We start from the raw sequence: 26,365 nt of genomic DNA, 5'->3' as shown, positions 1-26,365 counted from the left end.
CCGATAGGAAGCCCCCCATGTCCCTACGCCCCTGGCGTGATATCCACCGCCGCGCGAGCCGCCAGATCATGGTCGGCAACGTGCCCGTCGGCGGCGACGCACCCGTCACCGTCCAGACGATGACCAATACGCCGACCGACGACGCACGCGCGACGATCGACCAGATCCGCCGCTGCGAGGATGCCGGCGTCGACATCATCCGCGTCAGCTGCCCCGACGTCGAATCCACCGCCGCGCTAAAGCAGATCGTGCGCGCCTCGCGCGTGCCGATCGTTGCCGACATCCATTTCCACTACAAGCGCGCGCTCGAGGCGGCGGACGCCGGCGCCGCGTGCCTGCGCATCAACCCGGGCAACATCGGCTCGGCCGACCGCGTCAACGAAGTGGTCAACGCCGCCAAGGCGAACGGCTGCGCGATCCGCATCGGGGTCAACGCCGGCAGCCTCGAAAAGGACCTGCTCGAAAAATATGGCGAGCCCTGCCCCGAGGCTTTGGTCGAATCGGCGCTCGATCACATCAAGCTGCTGCAGGACCGCGACTTTCACGAGTTCAAGGTCGCGGTAAAGGCGTCGGACGTGTTCCTCGCCGTCGCCGCCTATCAACAGCTCGCCGAGGCGGTGGATTGCCCGCTGCACCTTGGCATCACCGAGGCGGGCGGCTTCGTCGGCGGCACGGTGAAGAGCGCGATCGGCATTGGCTCGCTCCTCTGGTACGGCATCGGCGACACGATCCGCGTCTCGCTCTCGGCCGAGCCCGAAGAAGAGGTCCGCGTCGGGTTCGAGATCCTGAAATCGCTCGGCATCCGCAACCGCGGCGTGCGCGTCGTCAGCTGCCCGAGCTGCGCGCGGCAGGGCTTTGACGTGATCCGCACCGTGCAGACGCTGGAGGAACGGCTCCAGCACATCCGCACCCCCATGTCGCTCTCCGTGCTCGGCTGCGTCGTCAACGGCCCGGGCGAAGCGCGCGAGACCGACATCGGGCTCACCGGCGGCGGCAACGGCAAGCACATGGTGTACCTGTCGGGCATTACCGACCATGTCGTGCAGGACGAAGGCATGATCGACCACATCGTCCGCCTGGTCGAGGCCAAGGCCGCCGAGATCGAAGCGGCTTCAGAGGCGACAAAGGTCGCCGCCGAGTAAAAAGCCGCGCACCGAATCAAGACCGTCATGCCGGCCTCGTGCCGGCATCCACTCTTCCGCGAGCACAACAGGCGTTGAACAAGCGGCACGGTGGATGCCAGGACCAGTCCGGCACGAGGCGCACTACGCCCTCAATGCGGCACGACGCCCAGCTCTACCCCCGTCTTGTCGTGCAGCGCAAAGCGGTCAATCAAATCGGCGCTCGCGCGATTATAGCCGATCACCTCGACCACCGACCCATCGCGCCGCAGCCGCGCGACGATCTTGTCGAGCGCGCCAACACCCGAAATGTCCCAGAAATGCGCCGCCGACACGTCGATCGTCACCGCGCGGCCGTCTTCGGCTGCGAACGCCCGCGTGAAGCGATCGACCGAGGCGAAGAAGATCTCGCCGCTCACCAGATAGCGCACGCGATCGCCGTCCTCGTCGCGCACCACTGCGAACATCCGCCGCACCTTGCCCGCGAAGAAGATGCCCGACAGCAGCACGCCCGCCAGCACGCCCTGCGCCAGATCATGCGTCGCCACCACCACCGCGACCGTCACCAGCATCACCGCTGACGACGTCGGCGGATGGCGGCGCAGGTTCGGGATCGAATTCCAGCTGAACGTCCCGATCGACACCATGATCATCACCGCGACCAGCGCCGGCATCGGGATGCGCCCCACGATCGGCCCGAGCACCGCCAGCAGGAACAGCAGAAACGCGCCGGCGATAAAGGTCGACAGCCGCGTGCGCCCGCCCGACGTCACGTTGATCACCGACTGGCCGATCATCGCGCAGCCGCCCATGCCGCCGACCAGCGCCGCGACCATGTTGGCGCCGCCCTGCCCCATGCACTCGCGCCGCTTGTCGCTGTCGGTATCGGTCATGTCGTCGACGATCTGCGCCGTCAGCAGCGATTCCAGCAGCCCCACCGCCGCCATGGTCAGCGAATAGGGCAGGATGATCCGCAGCGTGTCGAGCGTCAGCGGCACGTTGGGCCAGGCCAGGCTCGGCAGCCCCTCGGGCAGGCGCCCCATCTCGCCCACCGTCCGCACCGGCAGGCCGATCGCGATGCTGGCGATCGCCAGCACGACGATCGCCACCAGTGGCGACGGCACTGCCTTCGTCACGCGCGGCAGCAGGTAGATGATCGCCAGCCCCGCCGCGACCATCGCATAGGTATGCCACGTCACACCGGTCAGCTGCGGCAGCTGCGCCATGAAGATCAGGATCGCCAGCGCGTTGACGAAGCCGGTGATGACCGATCGCGAGACGAACTGCATCAGCAGGTCGAGCCGCAGCAGCCCCGCGGCGATCTGGATCACGCCCATCAGGATGGTCGCGGCAAAGAGATACGGCACACCATGATCGCGCACCAGCGGGATCACCACCACCGCAACGGCAGCGGTGGCGGCGGAGATCATCGCCGGCCGCCCGCCAAGGAACGAGATGACGATGGCGATCGCCACCGAGGCATACAGGCCGACGCTGGGATCAACCCCGGCGATGATCGAAAATCCGATCGCCTCGGGGATCAGCGCCAGCGCGACGACGATGCCGGCCAGCGCCTCGCGCCGCACATCGCCGGCGCCAGCGAACCATTCAGTTCGGAAACGAGAAAGCATGAATAGTGGAAACCTGTTGAACGCAACACAGACAGCCGCGCGCAGCAGAAGGCAGGCGGCAGAACAATCAGATCTGTGCAGGTTGCCCGGCGGATCAGCGGCCGGGATAGCCACCCGGGCTTGCACCGGGTCCATGCGAATGCGCGCCTCATAGTCAAAGATGGTGCCTTTGCGCAAGTCGCCGCCATGCCGGGCCCATCCCGGCATAACGAGGCCACCGCGAATTGCTCCCGCCGCCCCACCAACCGCGTCATCCCGGCCTTGTGCCGGGATCCACTGTTCCACACACTCAACACCTAAGGATCTGCGGCACGGTGGATGCCGGGACCAGCCCGGCATGACGCGATGCACTCCGCAGAAGTCTCGCAGAACAAACCACGCCCTTTCAGCCCGCTGAATAACAATCCGCACAGTTGAAACCGCCCCGGCCATCCGGTAGGCCAAAATCCAACAAGGAGAGCGCCGGTCACCTCCAGTCGCGTCTCCGCTTTTTTGCAGGAGCAGACCCCATGACCCTCCGCCGCGCCGCCATCGTCGCCCCGATCCGCACCGCCGTCGGCAAGTTCGGCGGCAGCCTCTCCTCGCTCACCGCGGGCCAGCTTGGCGCCACGATCCTGAAGGCGCTGATGGAGCGCACCAAGATCGATCCGAGCCGCGTCGACGACGTCGTCTTTGCGCAAGGGTACGGCAATGGCGAGGCACCGGCGATCGGCCACTGGGCATGGCTCGCCGCCGGCCTGCCGATCGAGGTGCCCGGCTATCAGCTCGATCGCCGCTGCGGCTCCGGCCTTCAGGCCGTGATCGACGCCGCGATGATGGTGCAGACCGGCGTCAGCGACGTCGTCGTCGCCGGCGGCTGCGAGAGCATGTCCAACGTCGAGCACTACACCACCGACATCCGCAAGGGCGTGCGCGCCGGCAACCTCACCATCCACGATCGCCTCACCCGCGGCCGCCTCATGTCGCAGCCGGTCGAGCGGTTCGGCGTGATCAGCGGCATGATCGAGACGGCCGAGAATCTCGCCAAGGATTACGGCATCAGCCGCGAGGAGGCCGACGCCTATGCGGTCCGCTCGCACCAGCGCGCCACCGCCGCCTGGGAAAAGGGCCTGTTCGCCGACGAGCTCGTCCCCGTCTCGGTACCGCAGAAGAAGGGCGAGGCGATCGTCTTCGACCGCGACGAGGGCTACCGCCCCGACGCGACGCTGGAATCGCTCGGCAAATTGCGCGCACTCGAAGGCGGCGTCGTCACGGCCGGCAATGCCAGCCAGCAGAATGACGCCGCCGCCGCCTGCCTCGTCGTCGCCGAGGACAAGTTGGAGGAACTGGGTCTGGAGCCGATCGCCTGGTTCCACAGCTGGGCCGCCGCCGGCTGCGATCCCTCGCGCATGGGCATCGGGCCGGTGCCCGCGGTCGAGCGGCTGTTCGCGCGCAACGGCCTCGGCTGGGACGATATAAACCTCGTCGAGCTGAACGAGGCGTTCGCGCCACAGGTGCTCGCCGTCCTCAAGGGTTGGGGCTGGAGCAAGGACGACAGCCGGAACGACATCCTCAACGTCAACGGCTCGGGCATTTCGCTCGGTCACCCGATCGGCGCCACCGGCGGCCGCATCCTCGCCAATCTGACGCGCGAACTCGTCCGCCGCGACGGCCGCTACGGGCTGGAGACGATGTGCATCGGCGGCGGCCAGGGCATCGCCGCGGTCTTCGAGCGCGCCTGATGCTGAGGGCGGCACTGGCGGCGGCGCAACGCTATCGCGACGACGCCCGTGCCGCCCTCGCGGCCCGGCTCGATGCCGCGCCGATCGACAGCGAGCAGCGCGCCGCCCACGGTTTCGCCTGGGTCGCCACGACAGTCGCAGCGCTGGAGGCGGTGGCCGACTGGGCGGATCGCAACTCAGGGGACGTTAACGCCCTCGTCGCCCGCCTCGCCTTCGGGGAAAGCATCGCCCAGCTCGTCGGTGGCCTGCCGATGGGCCAGAACGAGCTGTTCCGCCCCGCCGACCTCGGCCTCGCCGCCGCCGCCCGCACGCTGGCGGCCGCCTGCGCCGACCTCCTCGACCACGACGCCGCCGCCGACCGCCGCGCGCTGGTCGATCGGCTCGCCGCCGGCGAATGGCCCAGCGAAACGCTCCACGACACGGAGCTGGACGCGATCCGCGACCAGTTCCGCCGCTTCACCGATACGGAAGTCCTGCCGCACGCGCACGGCTGGCATCTCGCCAACGATCTGATCCCCGACGCGACGGTCGCGCGCATGGCCGACCTCGGCACGTTCGGCGTCTGCATCCCCGACACTTACGGCGGCCTCGGCCTGTCGAAACTCGTCATGTGCATCGTCACCGAGGAATTGTCGCGCGGCTGGATCGGCGCCGGCTCGCTTGGCACCCGCTCGGAAATCGCCGGTGAGCTGATCGCCGGCTCGGGCACGGAGGCGCAAAAGGCCGAATGGTTGCCCCGCATCGCCAGCGGCGAGGTGCTGCCCACCGCCGTCTTCACCGAACCCGATGTCGGCAGCGACCTCGGCTCGCTCCAGACCCGCGCCCGCCGCGATGGTGATAGCTGGCGGATCGACGGCGCCAAGACGTGGATCACCCACGCCAGCCGTTCCGACCTCATGACCCTCCTCGCCCGCACGCTGCCGGATGCAAAGGGCTATGCCGGCCTCTCGATGCTGCTCGTCCCCAAACCGCGCGGCACCGATGGCGATCCCTTCCCCGCCTCCGGCATGTCGGGCAGCGAGATCCATGTGCTCGGCTATCGAGGGATGCGCGAATATGCGCTTTCCTTCGACGGCATGGCCGCCCCCGCCGACGCGCTGCTCGGCGGCGAGGAGGGTCAGGGGTTCAAGCAGCTGATGCGCACCTTCGAGGGCGCCCGCATCCAGACCGCCGCGCGCGCCGTCGGCGTCGCTCGCCGCGCGCTCGAGCTTGGCCTGAGCTACGCGCTCGATCGCAAGCAGTTCGGCCGCGCGATCATCCACTTCCCGCGCGTCGCCGACAAACTCGCGATGAGCCTCGTCGATCTCATCGCCGCGCGCGAGCTCACCTATGCCGCCGCCCGCGCCAAGGATTCGGGCAAGCGCTGCGATATCGAAGCCGGCATGGCCAAGCTGCTCGCCGCCCGCGCCGCGTGGAGCAATGCCGATGCCAGCCTCCAGATCCACGGCGGCAACGGCTATGCGCTGGAATTCGAGATCAGCCGCATCCTGTGCGACGCGCGCATCCTCAACATCTTCGAAGGTGCGGCGGAAATCCAGGCGCAGGTGATCGCCCGCGGCCTGGTCGCGGCACGCAACTGACACGCCTCTTGCCTCCGGCCCGCTGATCGCGCCAAGACGGCGCGGCCGTGCAGATCAAGCGCCTTCGCCTTTCGGGTTTCAAGAGTTTCGTCGATCCCGCCGACCTGCGCATCGAGCCGGGGCTGACCGGCGTCGTCGGCCCCAACGGCTGCGGCAAGTCCAACCTGCTCGAGGCGCTGCGCTGGACCATGGGCGAGAATAGCGCGAAATCGATGCGCGGCGCCGGCATGGAGGACGTGATCTTCGCCGGCACCGCCACCCGCCCCCCGCGCGACTTCGCCGAGGTGTCGCTCCTCGCCGAAGTGAACGGCGAGGAAACAGAGGTGGTCCGCCGCATCGAGCGCGGCGCCGGCAGTGCTTATCGCATCGACGGCAAGGATGTGCGCGCCAAGGACGTGTCGCTGCTGTTCGCCGATGCCGCGACCGGCGCGCATTCGCCGGCGCTCGTCAGCCAGGGCCGGATCAGCGCGGTGATCGCCGCCAAGCCCGCCGACCGCCGCGCCATGCTGGAGGAAGCCGCCGGCATCGCGGGCTTGCACGTCCGCCGCCGCGACGCCGAGCAGAAATTGCGCGCGACCGAGGCCAATCTCCTGCGGCTGGACGAAGTGATCTCCGATCAGGAGACACGCGCCGCCGCGCTCCGCCGGCAGGCGCGGCAGGCGGAAAGATACCGCCTCCTTTCCACCCAGATCCGCGTTGCCGAGGCGCGCATGATCTTCACCCGCTGGCGCGAAGCAGCAGCCGCCGCCGATCTGGCCAAGGCTGAAGCGGCGGCGGCCGAGGTGCGCGTGAGCGAGGCCAATCTTCTCCAGCAACAGGCCGCGACCGCGCAGGCCAAGGCCACCGAAACGCTCGCCGCCGCACGCGCCGCCGCCCTCGCCGCGCGTGACCAGAGCAGCGAGATCGCCCACCAGCTCGCCACCCTTCGCGCCGAGGAACAGGCCACCAGCCGCCGCCTCGCCGAGCTCGCCCAGGCCGCCGCCCGCATCGCCGACGACCGCACCCGCGAAGGCGCCCTCGCCCATGACGCCGCCGAAGCACTCACCCGGCTCGATGCCGAGCGCAAGGGGCTGGAAGCCGCCATCGCAGCCGCCACCGCCGACCTCCCCACTCGCGACACCGCACTCGCCGACGCCGAACGCCACGCCCGCGACGCCGAAGTCGCGCTCGCCCAGGCGCTGGCCCGACAAGCCGCCGAAGCCGCCGACGCCCGCGTCGCCCATGCCGCCGCCACCGCCGCCCGCACCCGCCTCGACCGCGCCGAGCGCGAGGCGGCGCAGGTCGCGCAGCAACGCGCCGCGCTCGGTGACGCCGCCCCACACGAACGCGATCGCGACACCGCCGCCGCCAAGCTCGCCGCCGCGCTCCAGCAGGCCGACGCCGCTCGCTCAGCCCAGGCCGAAGCCGAAGCAGCGGAACGCGCCGCCCTCACCGCCCGCGACGCCGCGCAGGCATCCCGCGCCGCCGCCCGCGCCGATCTCGCCGCGCTCGACAGCGAGGCCGCCGCGCTGCGCCGCGCCACCGAGCGCAAGGGCCGCGATCGCCTGCTCGATCACGTCCGCGCTGCCCCCGGCTACGAACGCGCGCTCGCCGCCGCACTGGGCGACGATCTTGAGGTTGGTCTCGACAAGCAAGCCAATGCCTATTGGTCGGATCCCGCCGCCGCGAGTGAAGGTACAAGCGCGTCGTCCGATCGCCTCATCCACCACGTCACCGCGCCACCACTTCTCGCTCCCCGGCTCGCGCACATCATCGTCCTCGACACCGACGACCAGCGCCCGCTCGCGCCCGGCGACCGCCTCGTGACCCGCGCCGGTCAGCTCCGCCGCTGGGACGGCTATGTTGCGAAGCAAAGCGGCGCTGCGGCCGCCGAGCGGCTCGAACGGCTGAACCGCCTTGCCGCAATCGACACGGCGCGCCCTGCCGCCGACGCGCGGGTGCAGGCCGCCGAGGCTGATCTCGCCCGCGAAGAAGCGACGATCGCTAATGCGCGCACCGCCGCCCGCACCGCCCGCGAACAACTCGCCCGCGCCGACGCTGCCGCGCGCGACGCCCGCACCCGGCAGGACCGCGCCGCCGCGCAGATCGAACGACTGGCGGGGCTGCGCGCTGACCTCGACGCCCGCGCCGCCCGAACCGTCGCCGAGCGCGACGAGGCGGCACGCGATCATCAAGCCGCCGCCGCATCGCTCGCCGCGCTGCCCGAAACCAGCGCCACCGCCGCCAGCGTCACCACGCTCCAGCGCGAGGCGGAGCACCGGCGCACTGCCGTCGCGGAGGCACGCGCCGCGCGTGCCGCGACCGAGCGCGCCGGGGAAGACGCGCGCGCGCGCCTCGCCGCAGCACAGGCCGATGTGAAGAGCTGGCGCGCCCGGGCCGGTGACGCCGCCCGCCGAATCGCCGACATGGGCAAGCGCGAGGCGGAGATTGCCGCAGAGACCGTCGCCATCGCCGCGCGCCCTGACGAACTCGCCGCCGCCATTGCCGATGCCGACGCCGCGCATGAGGCAGCCCGGCGAACCGCAGAGGAACTGGCCACCGCCGAGCGCGCCACCGCATCCGCCCTTCGCCAGAGCGAGGAGGCCGCCCGCCGCGCTGGCGAAGCACTGGCCGAAGCACGCGAGGCGCGCGCCGGTTCCTCCGCGCGCGCCGAGAACCAGGAGCTTCGCCGCGTCGAGCTTGGCCGCGTGTCGGGCGAACGGTTTGAATGTCCCGCCCCCGTTCTTCCCGGGAAGATCGGCTTCGACAGTGCCGCCGTTGGCGCGCCGCAGGAGGAAACCGCCGCTCACGACAAGCTGATGCGCGACCGCGAGCGGATCGGACCGGTGAATCTCGTCGCCGAACAGGAGCTTGCCGAGTTGGAGGCCGGCGCGAGCGGCAATGCCGCCGAACGCGCGGAGCTGGGCCTCGCCGTCAACCGCCTGCGCGGTTCGATCGGCACGCTGAACCGCGAAGGTCGTCAACGGCTCCTCGCTGCGTTCGAGGCGGTAAACGGTCATTTCAGCCGCCTTTTCACCACGCTCTTCAACGGCGGACAGGCGCATCTCGAATTGATCGATTCAGACGATCCGCTGGAGGCGGGGCTGGAGATCATGGCGCAGCCGCCCGGCAAGCGGCTCCAGTCGCTCACCCTGCTGTCGGGCGGCGAACAGGCGCTGACCGCCGTTGCGCTCATCTTCGGGCTGTTCCTCACCAATCCCGCGCCAATCTGCGTGCTGGACGAGGTCGATGCACCGCTCGACGACGCGAATATCGAGCGTTTCTGCGACCTGCTCGACCGGATGAGCCGTGAGACGCAAACGCGCTACCTTATCGTCACGCACAATGCGGTCACGATGAGCCGGATGCACCGCCTGTTCGGAGTCACCATGATCGAGCGCGGCGTCAGCCGGCTGGTGTCGGTCGACCTTCAAGCCGCGGAGACGTTGCTCGCCGCGGAGTGACCAACGGCGCGACCATCCATTCAGGCGCCGGGTGGCGCACAATATCGACGACCATCCACAGCATCGCCGCCGCGCGGAACGCCGCAGCCAGCGCGATATGCTCCTGCGTTACCCCCATACCTGCGCCGCCGGGCGAGGCGAAGAACCAGAATTCGGCCCAATAGGCCGCCAGGTCGCCGACCACGAACCACGCCACCGGCCACAGCCGGCGCGACGTGAGCAGCAGGAACGGGTAGAGCCACAGGTCGAACTGCGGCGAATAGACCTTGTTGGTCAGCAGGAACCAGGCGAGCACCGGGGTGAACAGCACCCACAGCGCGTCGCCATGCCGCCGCCAGCCGATGAGTACGATCGCCGCCGCACCACCGGCGAAGATGACGAACGACCACAGGTTGCGCGTGGCGATGTCGCTGGCCCACCACCCTTGCGTCGCCATGATTTCCCACACCGCCGCCGCCGTGCCGCCGCGTTCGCGGCTGAAGGTGTAGAACTCGCTCCAATTATCGAAGGCGCGCAGCGCGATGGGCGCGTTGAGCATCGCCCAGAATGCGATCGCCACCAACGCGAGCAGGGCGGCCGATCCGATGCGTCGCAACCAGCCGTCACCGCTGCGGAATAGCGCCTTTAGGCCAAGCAGCGGCAGCAGCAGGACGGGAAACAGCTTCGCCGCCGTACCGATCGCCGCCAGTGCCGCGGCGCTCATCGCTTCGTCCCGCCGCGCCGCCAGAAAGGCCGCGACCGCCAGTGCGACCGCCAGCATGTCCCAATTATGCCCCAGGTACAGGATCAGCGGCGGCGCTCCCGCCCAGCACCAGCGCCGCACAATAGGAACCCGCGCGCGCTCCATAAGCCACAGCACGGCGAAGGCGAGCGCCGCGTTGACCATCGAAACCACCAGCAGGAAATCGAATGCGTCCCCGCGCGTGCCCCCGATCGTGCGCACCACCATCCCTTCCAGCCAGATCAGCGCGCCCGTCAGCACCGGATATTCGATTCGCGCCTCCAGGTAAGGCAGCTGCCCAGCTGCGACGCCGCGCAGCCCCCAGAATGGCAAGGCATCCGAATAGCAGCCGGTGATATATTGCTCGTCGCCCGTCCACGAGGCGCCGCAATGCGCCTTGAACAGCCAGCCCGCGACACAGGTGGCGAGCAGCAGCAGGTAAGGGCCGACCGTGTCGAACCGACGCAGATTCATGATGGGGCGATAGCGATGGATTGTGACAGCGTCGATCGCAGGTCGACATCGGGCAGTGCGGAACTTATATAGAACAGATGGCGCAGCTCGATGTCAGGCAAAAGCTGGAAATTCTTGCAGATGCAGCAAAATATGATGCGTCATGCGCCTCATCGGGCACGGCCAAGCGCAACTCGCGCGATGGTAAGGGGCTCGGCTCGACTGAGGGTATGGGCATCTGCCACGCTTATGCCCCCGACGGTCGTTGCATCAGCCTGTTGAAGATCCTGCTAACCAACAGCTGCATCTTCGACTGCCATTATTGCATCAACCGCAAGAGCTCCAACGTCCGCCGCGCGCGCTTCACGGCGAAGGAGGTGGTGAACCTCACCCTGTCGTTCTACCGCCGCAACTATATCGAGGGGCTGTTCCTCTCGTCGGGCATCATCGGCTCGTCCAATTATACGATGGAGCAGCTGGTCGAGGTCGCGCGCAGCTTGCGCGAGGATCACCATTTCCGCGGCTATATCCACCTAAAGACCATCCCCGACGCCGATCCCGAGCTGATCCACCAGGCTGGACTCTATGCCGACCGCATGTCGATCAACGTCGAGCTGCCGACCGTCGGTGGTCTGAAGCGGCTTGCGCCGGAAAAGGACAATGGTCGCATCGAAGGCGCGATGGGCGGGCTCAAATCGTCAATCATCGACACGCGCGACGCCAAGAAGCGCTACAAGTCTGCGCCGACCTTCGCCCCCGCCGGCCAGTCGACGCAGATGATCGTCGGGGCGGATGCGGCGACCGACGGCGATATCGTCACCAAGGCCGCGACGCTGTACAATCGGTTCGAGCTGCGCCGCGTCTATTATTCGGCGTTCAGCCCAATTCCCGACGCGTCCGCCGTGCTGCCGCTCCAGCGCCCGCCGCTGATGCGCGAGCACCGGCTGTACCAGTCCGACTGGCTGATGCGCTTCTACGGCTTCCAACCCAAGGAGGTGCTCGCCGCGGCAGACGATGCAACGGGCATGCTCCCGCTCGACATCGATCCCAAACTCGCCTGGGCACTCAAGTTCCGCGACACCTTCCCCGTCGACGTGAACCGCGCACCAAAGGAACTGCTGCTGCGCGTACCGGGCCTCGGCACCAAGGCGGTGGCCAACATCCTGACCAGCCGGCGCTGGCGCAAGCTGCGGCTTGACGATGTCGCGCGGCTGACGGTGTCGATCGCCAAGATCCGGCCGTTCATCGTAGCGGAGGATTGGCGCCCTGTCGCGCTGACCGACAAGGCGGAGCTGAAGCCGCTGGTCGCCCCAAAAAAGCAGCAGCTGGAGCTGTTCGCCGCCTGACCGTCAGGCCACAACCGGCTTGCGCGCACGGGCGCGCGCCGCACGCAAGCCGTCCCACGCGAACAGCGCGCATCCCGCCCAGATCAGCCCGAACACGAGGAGGTGCAACGGCCGCAGCGGCTCGCCGAACACTGCTACCGCAACGATGAACTGGAGCGTGGGCGCGAGATATTGCAGCAGGCCGAGCGTCGAATAGGGCAGCCGCCGCGCGGCCTCGGCGAACATCAGCAGCGGCGCCGCAGTGACGATACCGAGCGCCACCAGCTTGGCGTTGAGCACCGCGTCACCGCCGAATGCGCCGCCGCCACCCTCCGCCATTATGAGCAGATAGATCAGCGACGGCGGGGTCAGCAGCGCCGTCTCGATGGTCAGTCCGCCCAGCGAGTCGATCGCGACCATCTTGCGCACCAGCCCATAGAAACCGAACGACAGCGCCAGCGTCAGCGATATCCACAAGGTCTCGATCGCGCCAATCGCCATTGCGATGACGCCGACCGCGGCAACGGCGATCGCCACCCCCTGCCACCGCCGGAGCCGCTCGCCCAGCACCGCAACGCCTAGGGCCACGTTGACGAGCGGGTTGATGAAATAACCAAGGCTCGCCGCCAGTGTCTGGTGGTTATTCACCGCCCAAATGTAGATTAGCCAGTTGGTCGCGATCAGCAGCGCACTCGCCGCCAGCATCGCCATCGTCCGCCCGGTCACCGCCGCGCGCACCGCCGGCCAGCGCCGCAGCGCCGTCACCACGATCAGCAGCAGCGCCAGCGACCACACCACGCGATGCGCCAGCACCTCCAGCGCAGGCACCCCGCCCAGCCAGCGGAAATACAGCGGCAGGACACCCCAGATCGCATATGCGCCCAACCCCAGCAGGAGCCCGCCGCGCGCGGCATTGTTGGTCACGGCGGCGGCGCTCCCGGACGTGTCAGCGTTCGTTGAGGTAATAACGGTCGATCGCGGACAGATCGTCGGCCAGTTCGTAGACGATCGGCTGACCGGTGGGGATCTCCAATCCGGTGATCTCGTCGTCCGGAATGTTCGACAGGTGCTTCACCAGCGCGCGCAGCGAATTGCCGTGCGCGGAGATCAGCACGCGCTGCCCGTCCTTCAGCGCAGGGGCGATGCGCTCTTCCCAATACGGCAGGACGCGCGCAATCGTGTCCTTCAGGCTTTCGGTGGCGGGCACGTCGATGCCGGCATAGCGGCGGTCGTTCGCGACGTCATAGTCGCTGCCGGCCTCGGACACGGGCGGCGGTATGTCGAAGCTGCGGCGCCAGATGTGCACCTGTTCGTCGCCGTGCTTGGCCGCGGTCTCCGCCTTGTTGAGGCCGGTCAGCCCGCCATAATGCCGCTCGTTCAGCCGCCAATGCTTCTCCGTCGGCAGCCACAGGCGGCCCATCGCCTCCAGCGCGAGGTTCAGCGTCTTGATCGCACGGGTCTGGAGCGAGGTGAACGTCTGGTCGAAGTCCAGCCCCTTGGCCGCCATCAGTTCGCCCGCCGCGCGCGCCTCCGCCGCACCCTTTTCGGTCACGTCGACGTCCCACCAGCCGGTGAAGCGATTTTCCAGGTTCCAGGCGGACTGCCCGTGGCGGATCAGGACGAGCTTTGGCATCGGTGTCTCCCGTTAGCGCTCGGTAGAAGCGCGCTCGGCGCGCTGATAGGGAGAAGTTCGCCCGTTCAGCAAGCGCGCACGGTAACCAGCGCTCCAGGAGGTACAGATGGCAATTGTCCGGCAGACCCTGATCTACGACGGCCCCGGCGGCCCGTTCGAAGGCGTGATCGCTTGGGAGGACGAGGTGGAGACGCCGCGCCCCGGCGTGCTGGTCTGCCCCAACATCCTGGGCCAGAAGGAATCGGACAACCAGAAGGCGGAGGATCTCGCCAAGCTCGGCTATGTCGCGCTCGCCTGCGACGTCTTCGGCCAGGGCAGGCGCAAGACGCGCGATAGCGACAACGTTTCCGAATATATGGACGTGCTGAACGCCGATCGTGCGCTGCTTCGCGAGCGGCTGTCCGCATCGCTGGACGCGCTTCGCGGGTTCGCCGCCGTCGATCCGGCCCGCGTGGCGGCGATCGGCTTCTGCTTCGGCGGCAAGTGCGTGCTCGACATGGCGCGCAGCGGGCTGCCGATCCTTGGCGGCGTCAGCTTCCACGGCGTGTACGATCAACCCGATTACGCCAACGTGTCACCGATCGCGGCGAAGCTGCTGGTGTGCCACGGCTGGGAAGACCCGCTCTGCCCGCCCGACACGATGGTCGCGCTCGGTCGCGAACTGACCGAGGGGCAGGCTGACTGGCAGATCCACGCCTATGGCAATGCCGGCCACGCCTTCACCGATGCCGGCATGCCGCAGACGTCCGATCGCACCTTCGGCCACGAGGAGCGCGCCGATCGCCGCAGCTGGAAGGCGATGAGCGACTTCCTCGCGGAACTGTTCGTCTAAGCCAAGCGAGCGGCGGCCATTCGTTGGCCGCCCAACCTCCGTCGGAACGAAGACGCCGCTATTGTGCGGCGTCGCGATCCTTGCTGGCGACATCCCCGGGCAAGGCCCAGTGCAGGTCTTCCTTGCCGAGCACCCGACCGTCGTGACTCAACACCGCCACCTCCTGGATGGGGCAATTGTCACGAGCATCGACCAGGATCGGAAAGGCGGGCGATCCGGTTTCCCACCGTTCGCCCCATTGCCGCAGCGCAACCATGGTGGGAAGCAGCGCATACCCCTTGTCGGTGAGGCAGTAAGCGATCTTGCGGCGGTCCTCGGCTAGCGACTGTCGCTCCATGATGCCGTGATCCACGAAGCGCGCCAGCCGATTCGCCAGAATGTTGCGCGCGATCCCCAGTTCGGACTGGAACTCCTCGAAGTGGCGCAAGCCATTGAAGGCAGCGCGCAGGATCAGGAACGCCCAGCGCTCGCCCATCGTCTCAAGTGCGGCGGGAAGACTGCATTCACCCAATTGTTCCCGCAACTTGTCCATCAACGCTCCTTTGAACACGAGGGTAGCGGATAGCGACCCGGAGGCCGAACACAAAATAAACGTTGCGATCTGCAACTCGCACATGCGAGTTTTCTATTGAAACTCGCATGTGCGGCATCTAGGTGGAACGCATTAGGTTTTCGGGAGTGTTCTTCCATGATTCGCATCCTCGCTAGGTCGGTTATTGCCTCCGCGGCGATCCTTGCATCCGCCGGCGTTTCGGCAGGCCCGCGCGACACTTATGTTGCGACACCGGCCAGTGCGCCGACCAAGAGCTTCCTCATCACCCGTGACACGCAGTGGCAGGTCCGTGATGGCGCCTATGTCGTCACCAATGCACCCGTGCGTGAAATGATCGCTTGTCAGCTGGTGGCGCGCAGCGCTGGCACGCTCACCGCCTTTGCGGTGAATGGCGAAGCGTTCGACGGCGCGGCGCTGGACGCGTGCAACGCAAAGGCGAAGGGTGGCAAGGCGATGGCGGCGAAGGCCGACGTCTCCTCGGCACCCGCTAACTGATCGGCACTCCCGCCGATAAACGGAAGAGGGCCTGCATCGCATGGTGCGGGCCCTTTTTGTTGCCCGCTCCTTTTTTGTTGCAAAGCATGTCGCGCCTGCTCAGATCCTGAGCTGTGCTGCGGCAATATGAACTTGTAGACCGGGTCCTTGATTACGACCCGCATGCCGACGAGGCGCTGCTCAATCGCGCCTATGTCTTTTCTGTCAACGCGCATGGGACGCAGAAGCGCGCGAGCGGCGACCCGTATTTCAGCCACCCGATCGAGGTGGCCGGAATCCTGACCGAACTGCACCTCGATGACGAGACGATCGCCACTGCGATCCTGCATGACACGGTGGAGGATACGGTCGCCACGAGCGACCAGATCCAGCAATTGTTCGGCGACAATGTCGCCCGGCTGGTTGAGGGCGTCACCAAGCTCAGCAAGATCGAGGCGCAGACAGAAAGCGAGCGCGCAGCGGAGAACCTGCGCAAATTCCTGCTCGCGATGTCCGGCGACATTCGCGTGTTGCTGGTGAAGCTTGCCGATCGTCTTCACAACATGCGCACCCTCCACTTCATCAAATCGGAGGAGAAGCGTCGCCGCATCGCGCGTGAGACGATGGATATCTATGCGCCGCTCGCCGAGCGGATCGGCATGTACGAGTTCATGAACGAGATGCAGACGCTCGCGTTTCAGCAGTTGGAACCCGAAGCCTATGTCTCGATCACGCGCCGGCTGGAGCAACTGAAGGCTGGCGGCGGCGACCGCATCACGAAAATCGCGTCGGGGCTGAAGCTGCTGCTTTCCCGCCACGGCGTGGATGTGGAGGTGACGGGTCGGGAGAAGCATCCGTACAGCATCTGGCGCAAGATGCAGGAGCGGCACATCAGCTTTGAGCAATTGTCCGATATCATGGCGTTCCGCGCGATCGTGAAGACCGAGAACGATTGCTACGCCGCCCTTGGCCACATCCATCGCCGCTGGCCGATGGTACCGGGGCGGTTCAAGGATTACATCTCCACGCCCAAGCGCAACGGCTATCGCTCGCTGCACACCTCGGTGATCCATGCCGAGAACCAGCGCGTCGAAATACAGATCCGCACCGAGGAGATGCATGCGGAGGCCGAGTTCGGCCTGGCGGCGCACTGGGCCTACAAGCAGGGCGCTCGGGTCAGCCCGCAGACGCAGCACAGCTGGATCGCCGATCTGGTTGAAATTCTGGACACCGCCGGCAGCCCGGAAGAGCTGCTGGAGCACACTCGCATGGCAATGTACCAGGACCGCATCTTCGCCTTCACGCCGAAGGGCGAGCTGATCCAGCTGCCCAAAGGCGCGACGCCGATCGACTTCGCCTATGCCGTTCACACCGATCTTGGCGATCAGGCGGTGGGCGCCAAGATCAACGGCCGTGTCGTGCCGCTGCGCACGGTGATCGAGAACGGCGATCAGGTGCAGGTGCTGCGGTCCAAGGCGCAGACACCGCAGCCCAACTGGCTGAACTTCGCCATTACCGGCAAGGCGCTGGCGGCCATTCGCCGGCATTTGCGGCAGGTGGAGCGCGAGCAGACCATCGCGCTCGGCCGGAAGCTTTACGACGACATCGTTGCACGCCTGCCCGCCCCGCTCGGCGTGGATGCGCTTACCCATGCTTTGAAGCGCGTAAAACTCGCCGACGAGGCCGCGCTGATGCAGGCGATCGCCCGCCGCACCATCACGGACGCACAGATGATGGAGGCACTGATGCCCGGCTCGGCCGGCGCCGATGTGGCGCAGGCGCCGCCGCAGTCCTCCGCTATCTCGATCGACGGACTAGCGCCGGGCGTCGCCTACGAGCTTGGCGACTGCTGTCATCCGGTGCCGGGCGACCGGATCATCGGCTTGCGTCGCCCCGATGCGTCGATCGAGGTGCACCGGATCGATTGCCCGACGCTTGCCGATCTGGCCGACCGGTCCGAGGAAGAAACCGACTGGCTCGATCTCAAATGGGGGAACGAGACCGAAGGCGCCACTGCCCGTATCGCCGTAGAGGTGAAGAACGAGCCCGGCGCGCTCGGCGTACTGGCGACGATCATCGGTCAGCACAAGGCAAACATCATCAACCTGCGCCTCGACACGCGCGACACGCAGTTTCACACCAACGTGATCGACGTCGAGGTGCATGACGCTCACCAGTTGATGCGTCTGTTGTCGGCGTTGCGGGCCGCGGACGCGGTAAATTCGGTGGAGCGGGTCTGACCAAATGATCGCGGCGTGAGCGGCGACAATGATCGTCGCGCAGCTGCGCCACTTGCGGCATCGCTGCTGCCATGACTAGGATCGTGCCATCTTCTCAGTGAAAGGCACAAGCCCTTGGATCGCCGTACCTTCCTTGCCTCTGCCAGCGCCGCTTCCGCCTTCGCGCTGGTACCAGAAGCCTTGCGCGCACAGACCGCTTCCCTTGCTCCTGCCAATCCGGCCGACGCGAAGCTGAACGCCCTTTTCGACAAAATATTCGCCCAGACGCTGCAGCGTTCGCCCGAACTCGCCACCTCGCTGGGCATGGATAAGGGCCCGAATGCGGCGCTCAAGCATCAGCTGTCGGATAACTCCGCTGCCGGAAAGGCCGCGGCGCGCGCCGATCTGAAGCAGGCGATCGCATCGGTGCAGGCGGTGGATTCCGCCCCGCTCTCGGCACGCTCGAAGCTGGACCGTGAGGTTGTGCTGTATTCGCTCGAAACGCGGGCCGTTCCGTACGACCGCTTCAAGCTCGACGGGGTGCAGCGCCCTTTCACCATCTTTCAGCAGGGCGGCAGCTATTTCTCGACACCCGATTTCCTGAATTCGGCGCACACCATCAACAATACCGACGATTGCGAAGCCTACCTCGACCGGCTCGGCGCGTTCGCCAAGCGGCTGGATCAGGACACGGCGGATCAGCGCGAAGAAGCCGCGCGCGGCTATCTGGCACCAGACTTCTCGCTCGACCTGACGCTGCTGCAGATGGCGAAGCTCCGCTCGCCTGCGCCGGCCGAGAGCGGGCTTGCGCAGTCGGTGGCGAAGCGTGCCGCTGCGAAAAACATAGCCGGCGATTGGCAGGCCCGCGCCGCACGGATCGTGCAGGCGGAGGTTTATCCCGCACTCGATCGACAGATCGCGCTGATGAAGTCGCTGCGGCCGACCGCACGCAGCTCGGCAGGTATCTGGGACGTGCCGCGCGGCGATGAAATTTATGCCGCCGCGCTGGAGCAGGCGACCACCACCAAGTTCACGCCGGAGGAGGTCCACCAGATGGGCCTCGACCAGGTACGCGAGATTTCGGCGCAGCTCGACGCCATCCTGAAGAAGCAGGGTCTGACCAAGGGCAATGTGGGCGAGCGGCTGAACCAGCTTAACGTACGCGCCGATCAGCTGTACCCGGATACGCCGGAAGGGCGCGCCGCGCTGATCCGCAGCCTGAACGAGGGTAATGCGGCAATGACGGCGAAGCTCGGCCAAGCCTTCATCAACCCGCCAAACGAGCCGCTGAATATCCAGGCGGTTCCTGTCGAGATCCAGGACGGTGCGTCGAACGGCTATTACAGCCGCGCCGCGCTCGATGGGTCGCGCCCGGCGATCTACTGGATTAACTTGAAGAACGTGGGCGACTGGCCGAAATATTCGCTGCCAAGCCTTACCTATCATGAGGGTGTGCCCGGCCATCACCTGCAGATCTCGATCGCGCAGAAATCGCCGCAGCCGCTGCTGCGTAACCTCAGCTTCTTCAGCGCCTATTCCGAAGGCTGGGCGCTGTACGCCGAAAGCGTCGCGGACGAGCTTGGCGGCTATGCCGATGATCTGGAGCGCGCCGGCTTTCTGCAAAGCTACCTGTTCCGCGCCGCACGGCTGGTGATCGACACGGGACTCCACACCAAGCGGTGGACGCGCGATCAGGCGACCAACTACATGGTCGAGACCGTCGGCTTCGCGCAACCTCGCTCGCAGCGCGAGGTCGAGCGGTACTGCACCCAGCCGGGCCAGGCGTGCAGCTACAAGGTGGGTCACGCCGCCTGGGTGCGGGCGCGCGAGCGGGCGCAGCAGATCCGCGGCGACCGCTTCGACCTGAAGCAGTTCCACGAGGTTCTGCGCTATGGCGCAGTGCCACTGACGATCCTGGAACGGCTGGTGGAGGAGCAGGCGCGCGCCTAATTGCGCAACTTCCACGTGATTTCGAGCGGGACGGTCTGTAGATCGCAGCGATCATGCACCGTCCCGCCCTTTCCATTGTCGTGCCCTGCTACAACGAAGCAGCGACCCTGCCCGTGCTCCACCAGCGGGTCTCGGCCGCCGCTAAGGCGGCGGTGGGCGACGATCACGAGATCATCTTTATCAACGACGGCTCGCGCGATGCCAGCTGGCCGATCATGCAGCAGCTGGCATCCGCCGATCCGCGCGTGGCGGCGATCAACCTGTCACGCAATCACGGCCACCAGCTGGCACTGACCGCCGGTCTTGACCTGTGCTCGGGCGAGCAGATCCTGATCATCGATGCCGATTTGCAGGATCCGCCCGAACTGGTGACCGAGATGCGTGCGACGATGGCGCGCGAGGGCGCCGACGTGGTCTTCGCCGTCAGGCGCAAGCGGGCGGGCGAAACGCTCTTCAAGAAGGCGACCGCCGCCGCCTTTTACCGCGTGCTCGATCGCCTGACCGATACGCCCATTCCGCTCGATACCGGCGACTTTCGCCTGATGACGCGACGTGCGCTCGATGCGCTGCTCGCGCTACCCGAACAGGCGCGCTTCATTCGCGGCATGGTCGCCTGGATCGGCTTCCGCCAGGTGCCCTTCCCCTACGACCGCGCCGAGCGCCATGCCGGCGAGACCAATTATCCGCTCTCGCGCATGCTGCGCCTCGCCTTTGATGCGGTGACCGGCTTTTCCACCGCGCCGCTGCGCTTCGCCAGTCATGCGTCGGTCGCGCTCGCCGGCGCATCGCTGCTGCTGCTGGTGTATATCCTGTGGGGATATTTCGAGGGCGACCCTGTGCAGGGCTGGACCTCCACCATGCTGGTCGTGACGGTGCTCAGCGCGGTGCAGATGTTCGTGCTGGGCATGATCGGTGAATATATCGGCCGGCTGTACATCGAATCGAAGCGGCGGCCGTTGTATTTGGTCGCCGACATCGCGGGCACGGTCCACAGCCGGGCGACGCTTGGTTTCCAGGCCGCTGCGACGCGCGTACGTGAGGCCGACCTGGTGGACGACACCCGCGCCTGAACCCGGCGCGGGCGGTCTTTCAGGCCGGCTCGGCGAGCGTCAGGATCGAGACGCCCGGCGGCATCGGCAAGCGCCCGACGAGGTGGCGTTCGGCGCGAAAGATCGCTTCGAACAGCTTGTTAACGGGCGCTGGTGGCGGCGTATCGTCGCTGTCGTCGCGACCGGTGATCCGGCCGGCGAGCCGGGCACCGGCAGCAAGTGGGAACAGCAACGAGTTGAAATAGCCGAGCTTGCGCGGACGCAGCCCGGCCTGTTCGATCGCCGCATTCAAAGTGGCCTTGGAATAGCGGCGGTGGTGATGATTCACCACATCATGCGCGCTCCACATCCACTGATGCGCGGGCACCGTAATCAGGATCTTGCCGCCGGGCGCCAGCCGCTCACGCATGGCACGCAGCGCGGCCACGTCATCCTCGATATGCTCCACCACATCGAGCACCGCAATCAGATCATAGCTCGCCTTTGGCACGCCGGAGAGCGCCGGCAACGGCGCCTCACCCACCGCCTTGCCGAGGCGCAGACTGGCAACCTCGCGCGCCGCAGGATCGATCTCGATGGCATCCACAGTGCCGAAACGGGCGAGCATCGGCAGATTGTGCCCCGTGCCGCAGCCGATCTCCAGAATGCGCGCCTGCTCGGGCAGCGCAGCCTCGCGCGTCAGATAATCGGAGAGAATATCGCGGCGGGCACGATACCACCAATGGGTGGAATCATGCTCGGCCATGCGATCGTAAACACGGCGGTCCATATCAGGCGAATACCCACAAACGATTGAGTGCAAAGGTAACAAGCGGCGTCACCAGGGCGATCGGCACCAGCGGCCACCACCACGCGCCGGCCAGCATGGCGTCATCGGTCAGCAGCCATACCCAGAAGGTGTTGAGCGCAAAGCTGACCAGCGAGACCGCAAAGAACTTGGGCATCGAGCTTTTCGCATCGGCCCCGTGGCCGCGAAAGCTCCAGCGGCTGTGCAGCACATAGCCCGAGCCCATCGCCACCAGATAGCCGCAGATGTTCGCCACCTGCTCCGAGGTGATCTTGAACGCGGCGAGAGGGGAATAGACCATGGCGTAGCAGAGCGTCGCCAGTCCGCCGGCGATTCCGAAGCGGACAAGCTGCCAAAAAGTGTCGCGCATCGCCGATGCGTCTCGATTGCGGAGTGCGTCCACGCCTTGCCCTTTGTGCCGCCTTGGCTAGAGGCGGGCGCCACGTACAGCCCGACCGGGGCTGCGCCTGTCCTTGCCCTGCCCTTTTCCTTGGCCGACGGGAAGGGGTGCCAGCGGCAAGCCAGAGCGAACCAACGATTTCGAACGGCGTCTAGTCCGCCGGCGTCGGCGAGGGAAGCCCGTGAACGATCAACTGCAATCACTCGGGCGCGACCTCGATCGGCACTGGATCAAGCTGACCACGATCGCCTGGGTGGTGATCACGATCTTCTACGTCTGGCAGCGCTGGGCGGCGATCCACTGGCTGTCGCTGGGCGATACCGACGACAACATGCGGCTGATGCAGGTTCGGGCGCTGCTCGACGGGCAGGGCTGGTATGATCTGCGCAACTATCGGCTGAACCCGCCGCAGGGCTTCAACATTCACTGGTCGCGCATCGTGGATCTGCCGATTGCCGGGCTGATCCTGCTGCTTCGCCCTTTCGTGGGCGTAGCGGAGGCGGAGAAGCTGGCATGCGGGATTGCGCCGCTGCTTCCGCTTGGCGTGGTGCTGGTGGCGCTGGGCGCGACGGTTCGGCGGCTGGTAGCGCCGCTCGCCTGGCCGCTCGCGATCGTGTTCATGTTGAGCTCCACCAACGCACTCCTGATGTTCATGCCCGATCGCATCGACCATCACGGCTGGCAGCTTGCGATGCTGAGCGTGACGGTGGCCGGATTGTGCGATCCGAAGCAAGCGCGCGGCGGCGCGCTGGTTGGGCTGGCGAGCGCGACCTCGCTCGCCATCGGTTTGGAAATGCTGCCCTATTGCGTGATGGCAGGCGCCATCATCGCCTTGCGTTGGGTGTGGGATGCCGATGATCGCGCGCGGCTGATGAGCTATGCGCTGACGCTGGGTGGCGGATGTGCGGCGGGCTATGTCGTCTTCGCGTCGGAGGCGAACCGGGTGATGCGGTGCGATGCGCTGACGCCGATCTGGCTCAGCGTGTTTGTGGCAGCGGGCGCGGGGTTGGCTTTGCTGGCGCTGCTCTCTCCGGCCGATCGCAAGGTGCGGCTGGTGCTGGCGGCGATCGTCGGAGGAGCGATCGCGGGGGCGTTTGCCACCCTGTTCCCCCAGTGCCTGTCGCGGCCCGAGCAGGTTTCGGACGAGCTTTACTATAGCTGGCTCAGCAATGTGCGTGAGGCCAAGCCGATATATCGCCACCCGTTCCGTACCGGCTTTCCGCTGGCTGCGCTGCCGGTAATGGGGATCATCGGCGCGGGGATTGCGACGTGGCGGGCGCGTGGCACTGCGCGGCTGGTGGGCTGGGCGTGCGTCAGCCTGTTTGCCTCGTTCTCCGCCGCGATGCTGCTGTGGCAGGTACGTGCCGGACCTGCCGCGCAGATGATGGCCATCCCGGGCGTCACGGCGCTCGCCGCGCTGCTGCTGCCTTGGTTGCTCGCGCAGCGATCGATCTTTGTTCGCGTCTTTGCCGGCGCCGCAGTTTTCGCCCTGATTTCCGGGAGTTTCGCGAGCTTGATGCTGCGCACGCTGCCGATCGACCAGCCCGCGCCTTATGTGCAGCGGGTCAATCGCGCGACCGGGCGGTGCCTGACGGTGCCGGCGCTGGAGCCGCTCAATCAAATGCCGCGGACGACGATTTTCACCTTTGTCGACCTTGGTCCGCGGCTGATCACGCTGACACATCATGACGCGATTGCAGGGCCTTACCACCGTAATGGCGAGGCGATCCTGGATGTGCATCATGCGTTCAAGGGATCGCCGGAGCAGGCGCGGGCGATCATGCTGAAACATGGCGCGACGCTGATGCTGGTATGCCCGAACATGGCCGAATCGACGGTGTATCGGGACAAGGCGCCGGGCGGTTTCTATGACCGGCTGGCGCATGGCGAGACGTTCGACTGGCTGACCCCGCTGCCGCTCCCCAAGGGATCGCCGCTGCGGCTGTTCCGCATAAAGGGGGGGCAGCGCTAGCCTGCTTCCGGGCGCACTTCAGCCTCGAACCGCCGCCAAGCGGCCTGTTTCCGGCATCGTTTCGGCCGCGATCGCCCGTCAGGCGGCCGGCAGGCGCAAAATGAAGCGTGCGCCCTCTCCGGGCGCGCTGTCGACGGTCAGATCGCCGCCCATTGCGCGTGCGAGACGCCGCGCGATGTAGAGGCCGAGCCCGCTGCCACCGGGCTCGCTGGTGTCGACCCGCTCGAACTTGGCGAAGATGCGTTCCTGATCCTCGGGCGCGATCCCCTTTCCCTGATCGGCGACGATGGCATAGACGCGGTCGCCGTCACGCTGGAGCCGCAGCCAGACGATCGCGTCTCGCGGCGAATAGCGGACCGCATTGCCGATGAGATTGACCATGATCTGCAAGGTGCGGCGGAACTCGCCGTGCGCCGGCACCGCGCTGTCGAGATCGCCCCGGTCGATCGTCACCCCGGCGTTGGCGGCGCGGACCGACAGCAGCCCGGCGGCGCGGCGGGTGACGTCGGCAAGGTCGATCCCCTCGTCCTCGACGGTGAAATCCTCGCGCTCGATCGCCTCGATATCCGACAGGTCGTCAATGAGACCCATCAGGTGTCGGCCGGCACTGGCGATGTCGGCGGCGTAATCGGCATATTGCGGGTCGATATCGCCATCCACGCCCGCATTGATGCTGTCGGCATTGGCGACGATGCGGCTGAGCGGCCGGCGCAGGATGGTGTCGAGCTGATGATTGAACCGCCCGGCGATCTCCGCATCGGGGGCCACGTCGCGGCGCACCTGGTGATAGGTGGCGCCGACAAAGCCGTTGAACCCGCCGGTCCGGTCCAGCCGGACGTGCCCGGCGAGCAGCACACGCGCGCCGCTGGCGCCGAGCAGCGCGGGCTGATCGGCGAAATGATCCACCGCCGCCACCGCGTCGAGCAACGGCATGGCGCCGGCATCGTCGCTTTCGAGCTCAAACACGCTGGTGAGTGGCTGGCCGATCACCAGCGTTTCGTCCACGCCGTGATCCTGACCGGCGTCGATCAGGAGCTGGCGAAACTTGAGCTGCGCATCCACTTCCCATGCCCAATCGCCGCCGGGCGGTGGTGGGACGGCGGCGGCGAGCGGGGGGCGCCACGCCGGGCGTTCGCGAATAACCGCGAGTGTCAGCGCCACCTCGTCACCAGTCGGCGCGGCGCGGACCCAGCAATCCATGTCCTGATCGGCATCCGCGATCGTCACCACCCGCGCCACCGGAATCGCGAGCCGGCGCGCCAGACGGGCGAGCGCGGCGAGTGGCGGCGCGGCGAGCGGCTGGCCCACCGCCCCGCCGGCGCGGGCATTCAGCGCCGCAAAGGAGGGATCGGCCTCGACCAGCCGATCCTCGCCGTCGAGCGTTGCCGTATAGGAAGCGGCGTCGATCACCGCGCCGTCGCCCGATCGAGCGCGCCGATCGCCGCCCGGAAGGGTGCCGGCAGCGCCAGCAGCGCCAGCCCCTCGGCCGCCTTGTGCGGCGGCAGCGCGGCGGCGGTGGTGACACGTTCGGCCAGCACCTCAAGATCGCGGCGCGGGTCCGCCTCGCTCAACAGAAAGCCGATGCGCGCAATGGTGGCGCGGTCGAGCTCAAGCGCGCGCAGGGCGAGCCACAGCCGCTCGTCCGCCGGGTCGAGCACCAGGGCACGGACGATCGACTGGTCCAGCACGAGTGCGGCGGATACCAGCGCGATGAAGAGCGCGACATGCCCCTCCTCCAGCGCGCCGACCAACTGCGCCGCGAGCAGGCCTTCTTCGCCGCCCATCAGACCGGCCAGCCGGGTTGCGATGCTTTCCAGCCGATCGGCGTCGTCGTGATCGGCGATGCTGGCTTTCACCGCGTCGGCCAATGCGCGATCGACAAGCGGCTGCGCGGACGATCCCGCCGCCCAGTGATCCCGCAAGGCTGCGGCCAGCGACCAGAGCAGCGTTTCGCGGCAGGGCGGCGGCAGATCCGCAGGCGACCCAGGATGCCGGCGGCCATCGGCCGTGACATAGGCGCGCGCCGCATCGGCGGTCGCCGATTCCCGCTCGGCGATCAGCCGGGCAAGCACCGACGCGGACGCATCCGGCGCCCGATTGGCGCGCAGCGTGTCGCCGAGAATATCCTGCCGGACGCGGGCAAAGAGCGCCTCCATCAGCACCGGCTGGCGAAGCAGCCCCGACGCGTGCAGGCGCCGCTGCACCGCTTCGGCGATTTGGTCGCCGGACCGGTCCAGGCCGGGCACCTGATCGACCACGCGTTGCACAAGATCATCAAACAGCGCCAACAGGTTCGCCCGCAGCGTGGCAGCCGCCGCCGCCCGGGTGCGATCGTCCAGCCGATCGGCATCGGCGCGGAAGAAATCATCGACCTGCGCCGCAAGCCGCGCGGCGCCGCGCGATTCGGCCGCGGCGGCGCGCGCGTGGAAAGCGGGCGAATCCGGCGCCGGGGCGGGTGTGATATCGCTGAGATCAACCGACATGCGACCTGCCCTACTGCC

At 67.2% G+C, this 26,365-nt stretch carries 20 protein-coding genes and 1 other annotated feature; of the genes, 11 read left to right on the top strand and 9 right to left on the bottom strand.

The annotated features are described in order from the left end of the window. Positions 1-17 precede the first annotated feature (17 nt). Positions 18-1,142, top strand: a complete 1,125-nt coding sequence (gene ispG, locus SPDO_RS06055) for a flavodoxin-dependent (E)-4-hydroxy-3-methylbut-2-enyl-diphosphate synthase (RefSeq protein ID WP_088366581.1) — start codon at positions 18-20, stop codon at positions 1,140-1,142. A gap of 131 nt (positions 1,143-1,273) precedes the next feature. On the opposite strand, the gene SPDO_RS06050 is transcribed toward ispG, so the two are convergent. Beyond that, positions 1,274-2,752, bottom strand: coding sequence for a SulP family inorganic anion transporter (locus SPDO_RS06050; RefSeq protein WP_211280008.1), 1,479 nt, complete (start codon positions 2,750-2,752; stop codon positions 1,274-1,276). Between the two features lie 80 nt (positions 2,753-2,832). Continuing rightward, positions 2,833-2,888: a sequence feature (sul1 is cis-regulatory element that is thought to sense ions involved in sulfur or methionine metabolism; They are found in Alphaproteobacteria), on the bottom strand. 373 nt (positions 2,889-3,261) lie between these two features. Here SPDO_RS06050 and SPDO_RS06045 point away from each other — a divergent pair. Genes SPDO_RS06045 through smc form a run of 3 tightly spaced genes read left to right on the top strand, consistent with a single transcriptional unit; the run spans position 3,262 to position 9,496 of the window. Then, entirely contained in the window at positions 3,262-4,473 is a 1,212-nt protein-coding gene (locus SPDO_RS06045; protein ID WP_088366579.1) for an acetyl-CoA C-acetyltransferase, read from the top strand. Further along, positions 4,473-6,053, top strand: coding sequence for an acyl-CoA dehydrogenase family protein (locus SPDO_RS06040; RefSeq protein ID WP_088366578.1), 1,581 nt, complete (start codon positions 4,473-4,475; stop codon positions 6,051-6,053). Before SPDO_RS06045 ends, SPDO_RS06040 begins: the two co-directional genes overlap by 1 nt. Before the next feature lie 47 nt (positions 6,054-6,100). Further along, the gene (gene smc, locus SPDO_RS06035; RefSeq protein ID WP_088366577.1) at positions 6,101-9,496 is read left to right on the top strand and encodes a chromosome segregation protein SMC; all 3,396 of its coding nucleotides are present in this window, start codon (positions 6,101-6,103) and stop codon (positions 9,494-9,496) included. Here smc and SPDO_RS06030 read toward each other — a convergent pair. Then, positions 9,438-10,691, bottom strand: a complete 1,254-nt coding sequence (locus SPDO_RS06030; protein WP_245829229.1) for a hypothetical protein — start codon at positions 10,689-10,691, stop codon at positions 9,438-9,440. The two genes, smc and SPDO_RS06030, sit on opposite strands and share 59 nt — an antisense overlap. Before the next feature lie 77 nt (positions 10,692-10,768). On the opposite strand from SPDO_RS06030, the gene SPDO_RS06025 reads away from it, so the two are divergent. Beyond that, positions 10,769-12,016 carry a putative DNA modification/repair radical SAM protein gene (locus SPDO_RS06025; RefSeq protein WP_088366576.1) on the top strand — a complete coding sequence of 416 codons (1,248 nt, stop codon included), beginning with the start codon at positions 10,769-10,771 and terminating at the stop codon, positions 12,014-12,016. Positions 12,017-12,019: 3 nt separating this feature from the next. Here SPDO_RS06025 and rarD read toward each other — a convergent pair whose 3' ends face one another. Together rarD and gpmA are read right to left on the bottom strand one after the other, a co-directional pair. Continuing rightward, entirely contained in the window at positions 12,020-12,919 is a 900-nt protein-coding gene (gene rarD, locus SPDO_RS06020; RefSeq protein ID WP_088366575.1) for an EamA family transporter RarD, read from the bottom strand. Positions 12,920-12,941: 22 nt separating this feature from the next. Further along, a complete protein-coding gene (gene gpmA / locus SPDO_RS06015) occupies positions 12,942-13,628 on the bottom strand; it encodes a 2,3-diphosphoglycerate-dependent phosphoglycerate mutase (protein WP_088366574.1) in 687 nt (228 codons plus the stop codon). Positions 13,629-13,734: 106 nt separating this feature from the next. Here gpmA and SPDO_RS06010 point away from each other — a divergent pair, with 106 nt between their 5' ends. Beyond that, positions 13,735-14,460, top strand: a complete 726-nt coding sequence (locus tag SPDO_RS06010) for a dienelactone hydrolase family protein (protein WP_088366573.1) — start codon at positions 13,735-13,737, stop codon at positions 14,458-14,460. 58 nt (positions 14,461-14,518) lie between these two features. Here the strand turns inward: SPDO_RS06010 and SPDO_RS06005 are convergent, their stop codons facing one another. After that, complete coding sequence (locus SPDO_RS06005) at positions 14,519-14,992, bottom strand: winged helix-turn-helix transcriptional regulator (protein WP_088366572.1); 474 nt, start codon at positions 14,990-14,992, stop codon at positions 14,519-14,521. Positions 14,993-15,148: 156 nt separating this feature from the next. On the opposite strand from SPDO_RS06005, the gene SPDO_RS06000 reads away from it, so the two are divergent. The 4 genes from SPDO_RS06000 (at position 15,149) to SPDO_RS05985 (ending at position 20,726) form a co-directional block, all read left to right on the top strand. Then, complete coding sequence (locus tag SPDO_RS06000) at positions 15,149-15,508, top strand: CC_3452 family protein (protein ID WP_088366571.1); 360 nt, start codon at positions 15,149-15,151, stop codon at positions 15,506-15,508. 113 nt (positions 15,509-15,621) lie between these two features. Beyond that, on the top strand, positions 15,622-17,727 hold the full coding sequence (locus SPDO_RS05995) for a RelA/SpoT family protein (protein ID WP_088366570.1): 2,106 nt from the start codon (positions 15,622-15,624) through the stop codon (positions 17,725-17,727). A 114-nt stretch (positions 17,728-17,841) separates the two neighbouring features. Beyond that, positions 17,842-19,656 carry a DUF885 domain-containing protein gene (locus SPDO_RS05990; RefSeq protein ID WP_088366569.1) on the top strand — a complete coding sequence of 605 codons (1,815 nt, stop codon included), beginning with the start codon at positions 17,842-17,844 and terminating at the stop codon, positions 19,654-19,656. Positions 19,657-19,709: 53 nt separating this feature from the next. Continuing rightward, complete coding sequence (locus SPDO_RS05985) at positions 19,710-20,726, top strand: glycosyltransferase family 2 protein (protein WP_088366568.1); 1,017 nt, start codon at positions 19,710-19,712, stop codon at positions 20,724-20,726. A 19-nt stretch (positions 20,727-20,745) separates the two neighbouring features. On the opposite strand, the gene SPDO_RS05980 is transcribed toward SPDO_RS05985, so the two are convergent. Together SPDO_RS05980 and SPDO_RS05975 are read right to left on the bottom strand one after the other, a co-directional pair. Continuing rightward, positions 20,746-21,474 carry a class I SAM-dependent methyltransferase gene (locus tag SPDO_RS05980; RefSeq protein WP_088366567.1) on the bottom strand — a complete coding sequence of 243 codons (729 nt, stop codon included), beginning with the start codon at positions 21,472-21,474 and terminating at the stop codon, positions 20,746-20,748. A gap of 1 nt (position 21,475) precedes the next feature. After that, positions 21,476-21,862, bottom strand: coding sequence for a GtrA family protein (locus tag SPDO_RS05975; protein ID WP_088366566.1), 387 nt, complete (start codon positions 21,860-21,862; stop codon positions 21,476-21,478). Between the two features lie 211 nt (positions 21,863-22,073). Here SPDO_RS05975 and SPDO_RS05970 point away from each other — a divergent pair, with 211 nt between their 5' ends. Beyond that, on the top strand, positions 22,074-23,864 hold the full coding sequence (locus SPDO_RS05970) for a hypothetical protein (RefSeq protein WP_088366565.1): 1,791 nt from the start codon (positions 22,074-22,076) through the stop codon (positions 23,862-23,864). A 78-nt stretch (positions 23,865-23,942) separates the two neighbouring features. On the opposite strand, the gene SPDO_RS05965 is transcribed toward SPDO_RS05970, so the two are convergent. Both SPDO_RS05965 and SPDO_RS05960 read right to left on the bottom strand, forming a co-directional pair. Then, positions 23,943-25,274 (bottom strand): sensor histidine kinase, encoded by a 1,332-nt coding sequence (locus SPDO_RS05965; RefSeq protein WP_088366564.1) that lies wholly within the window; start codon positions 25,272-25,274, stop codon positions 23,943-23,945. Continuing rightward, positions 25,271-26,347, bottom strand: coding sequence for a DUF2336 domain-containing protein (locus tag SPDO_RS05960; protein WP_158212154.1), 1,077 nt, complete (start codon positions 26,345-26,347; stop codon positions 25,271-25,273). The genes SPDO_RS05965 and SPDO_RS05960 overlap by 4 nt, the downstream gene beginning before the upstream one ends. Between the last annotated feature and the right edge of the window lie 18 nt (positions 26,348-26,365).

The sequence above is a fragment of the Sphingomonas dokdonensis genome, assembly GCF_002197685.1.
In the GTDB taxonomy this organism is placed as follows: domain Bacteria; phylum Pseudomonadota; class Alphaproteobacteria; order Sphingomonadales; family Sphingomonadaceae; genus Sphingomonas; species Sphingomonas dokdonensis.
The sequence above is the reverse complement of the archived record's forward strand: the minus strand, read 5'-3'. Positions and strand labels throughout refer to the sequence as shown.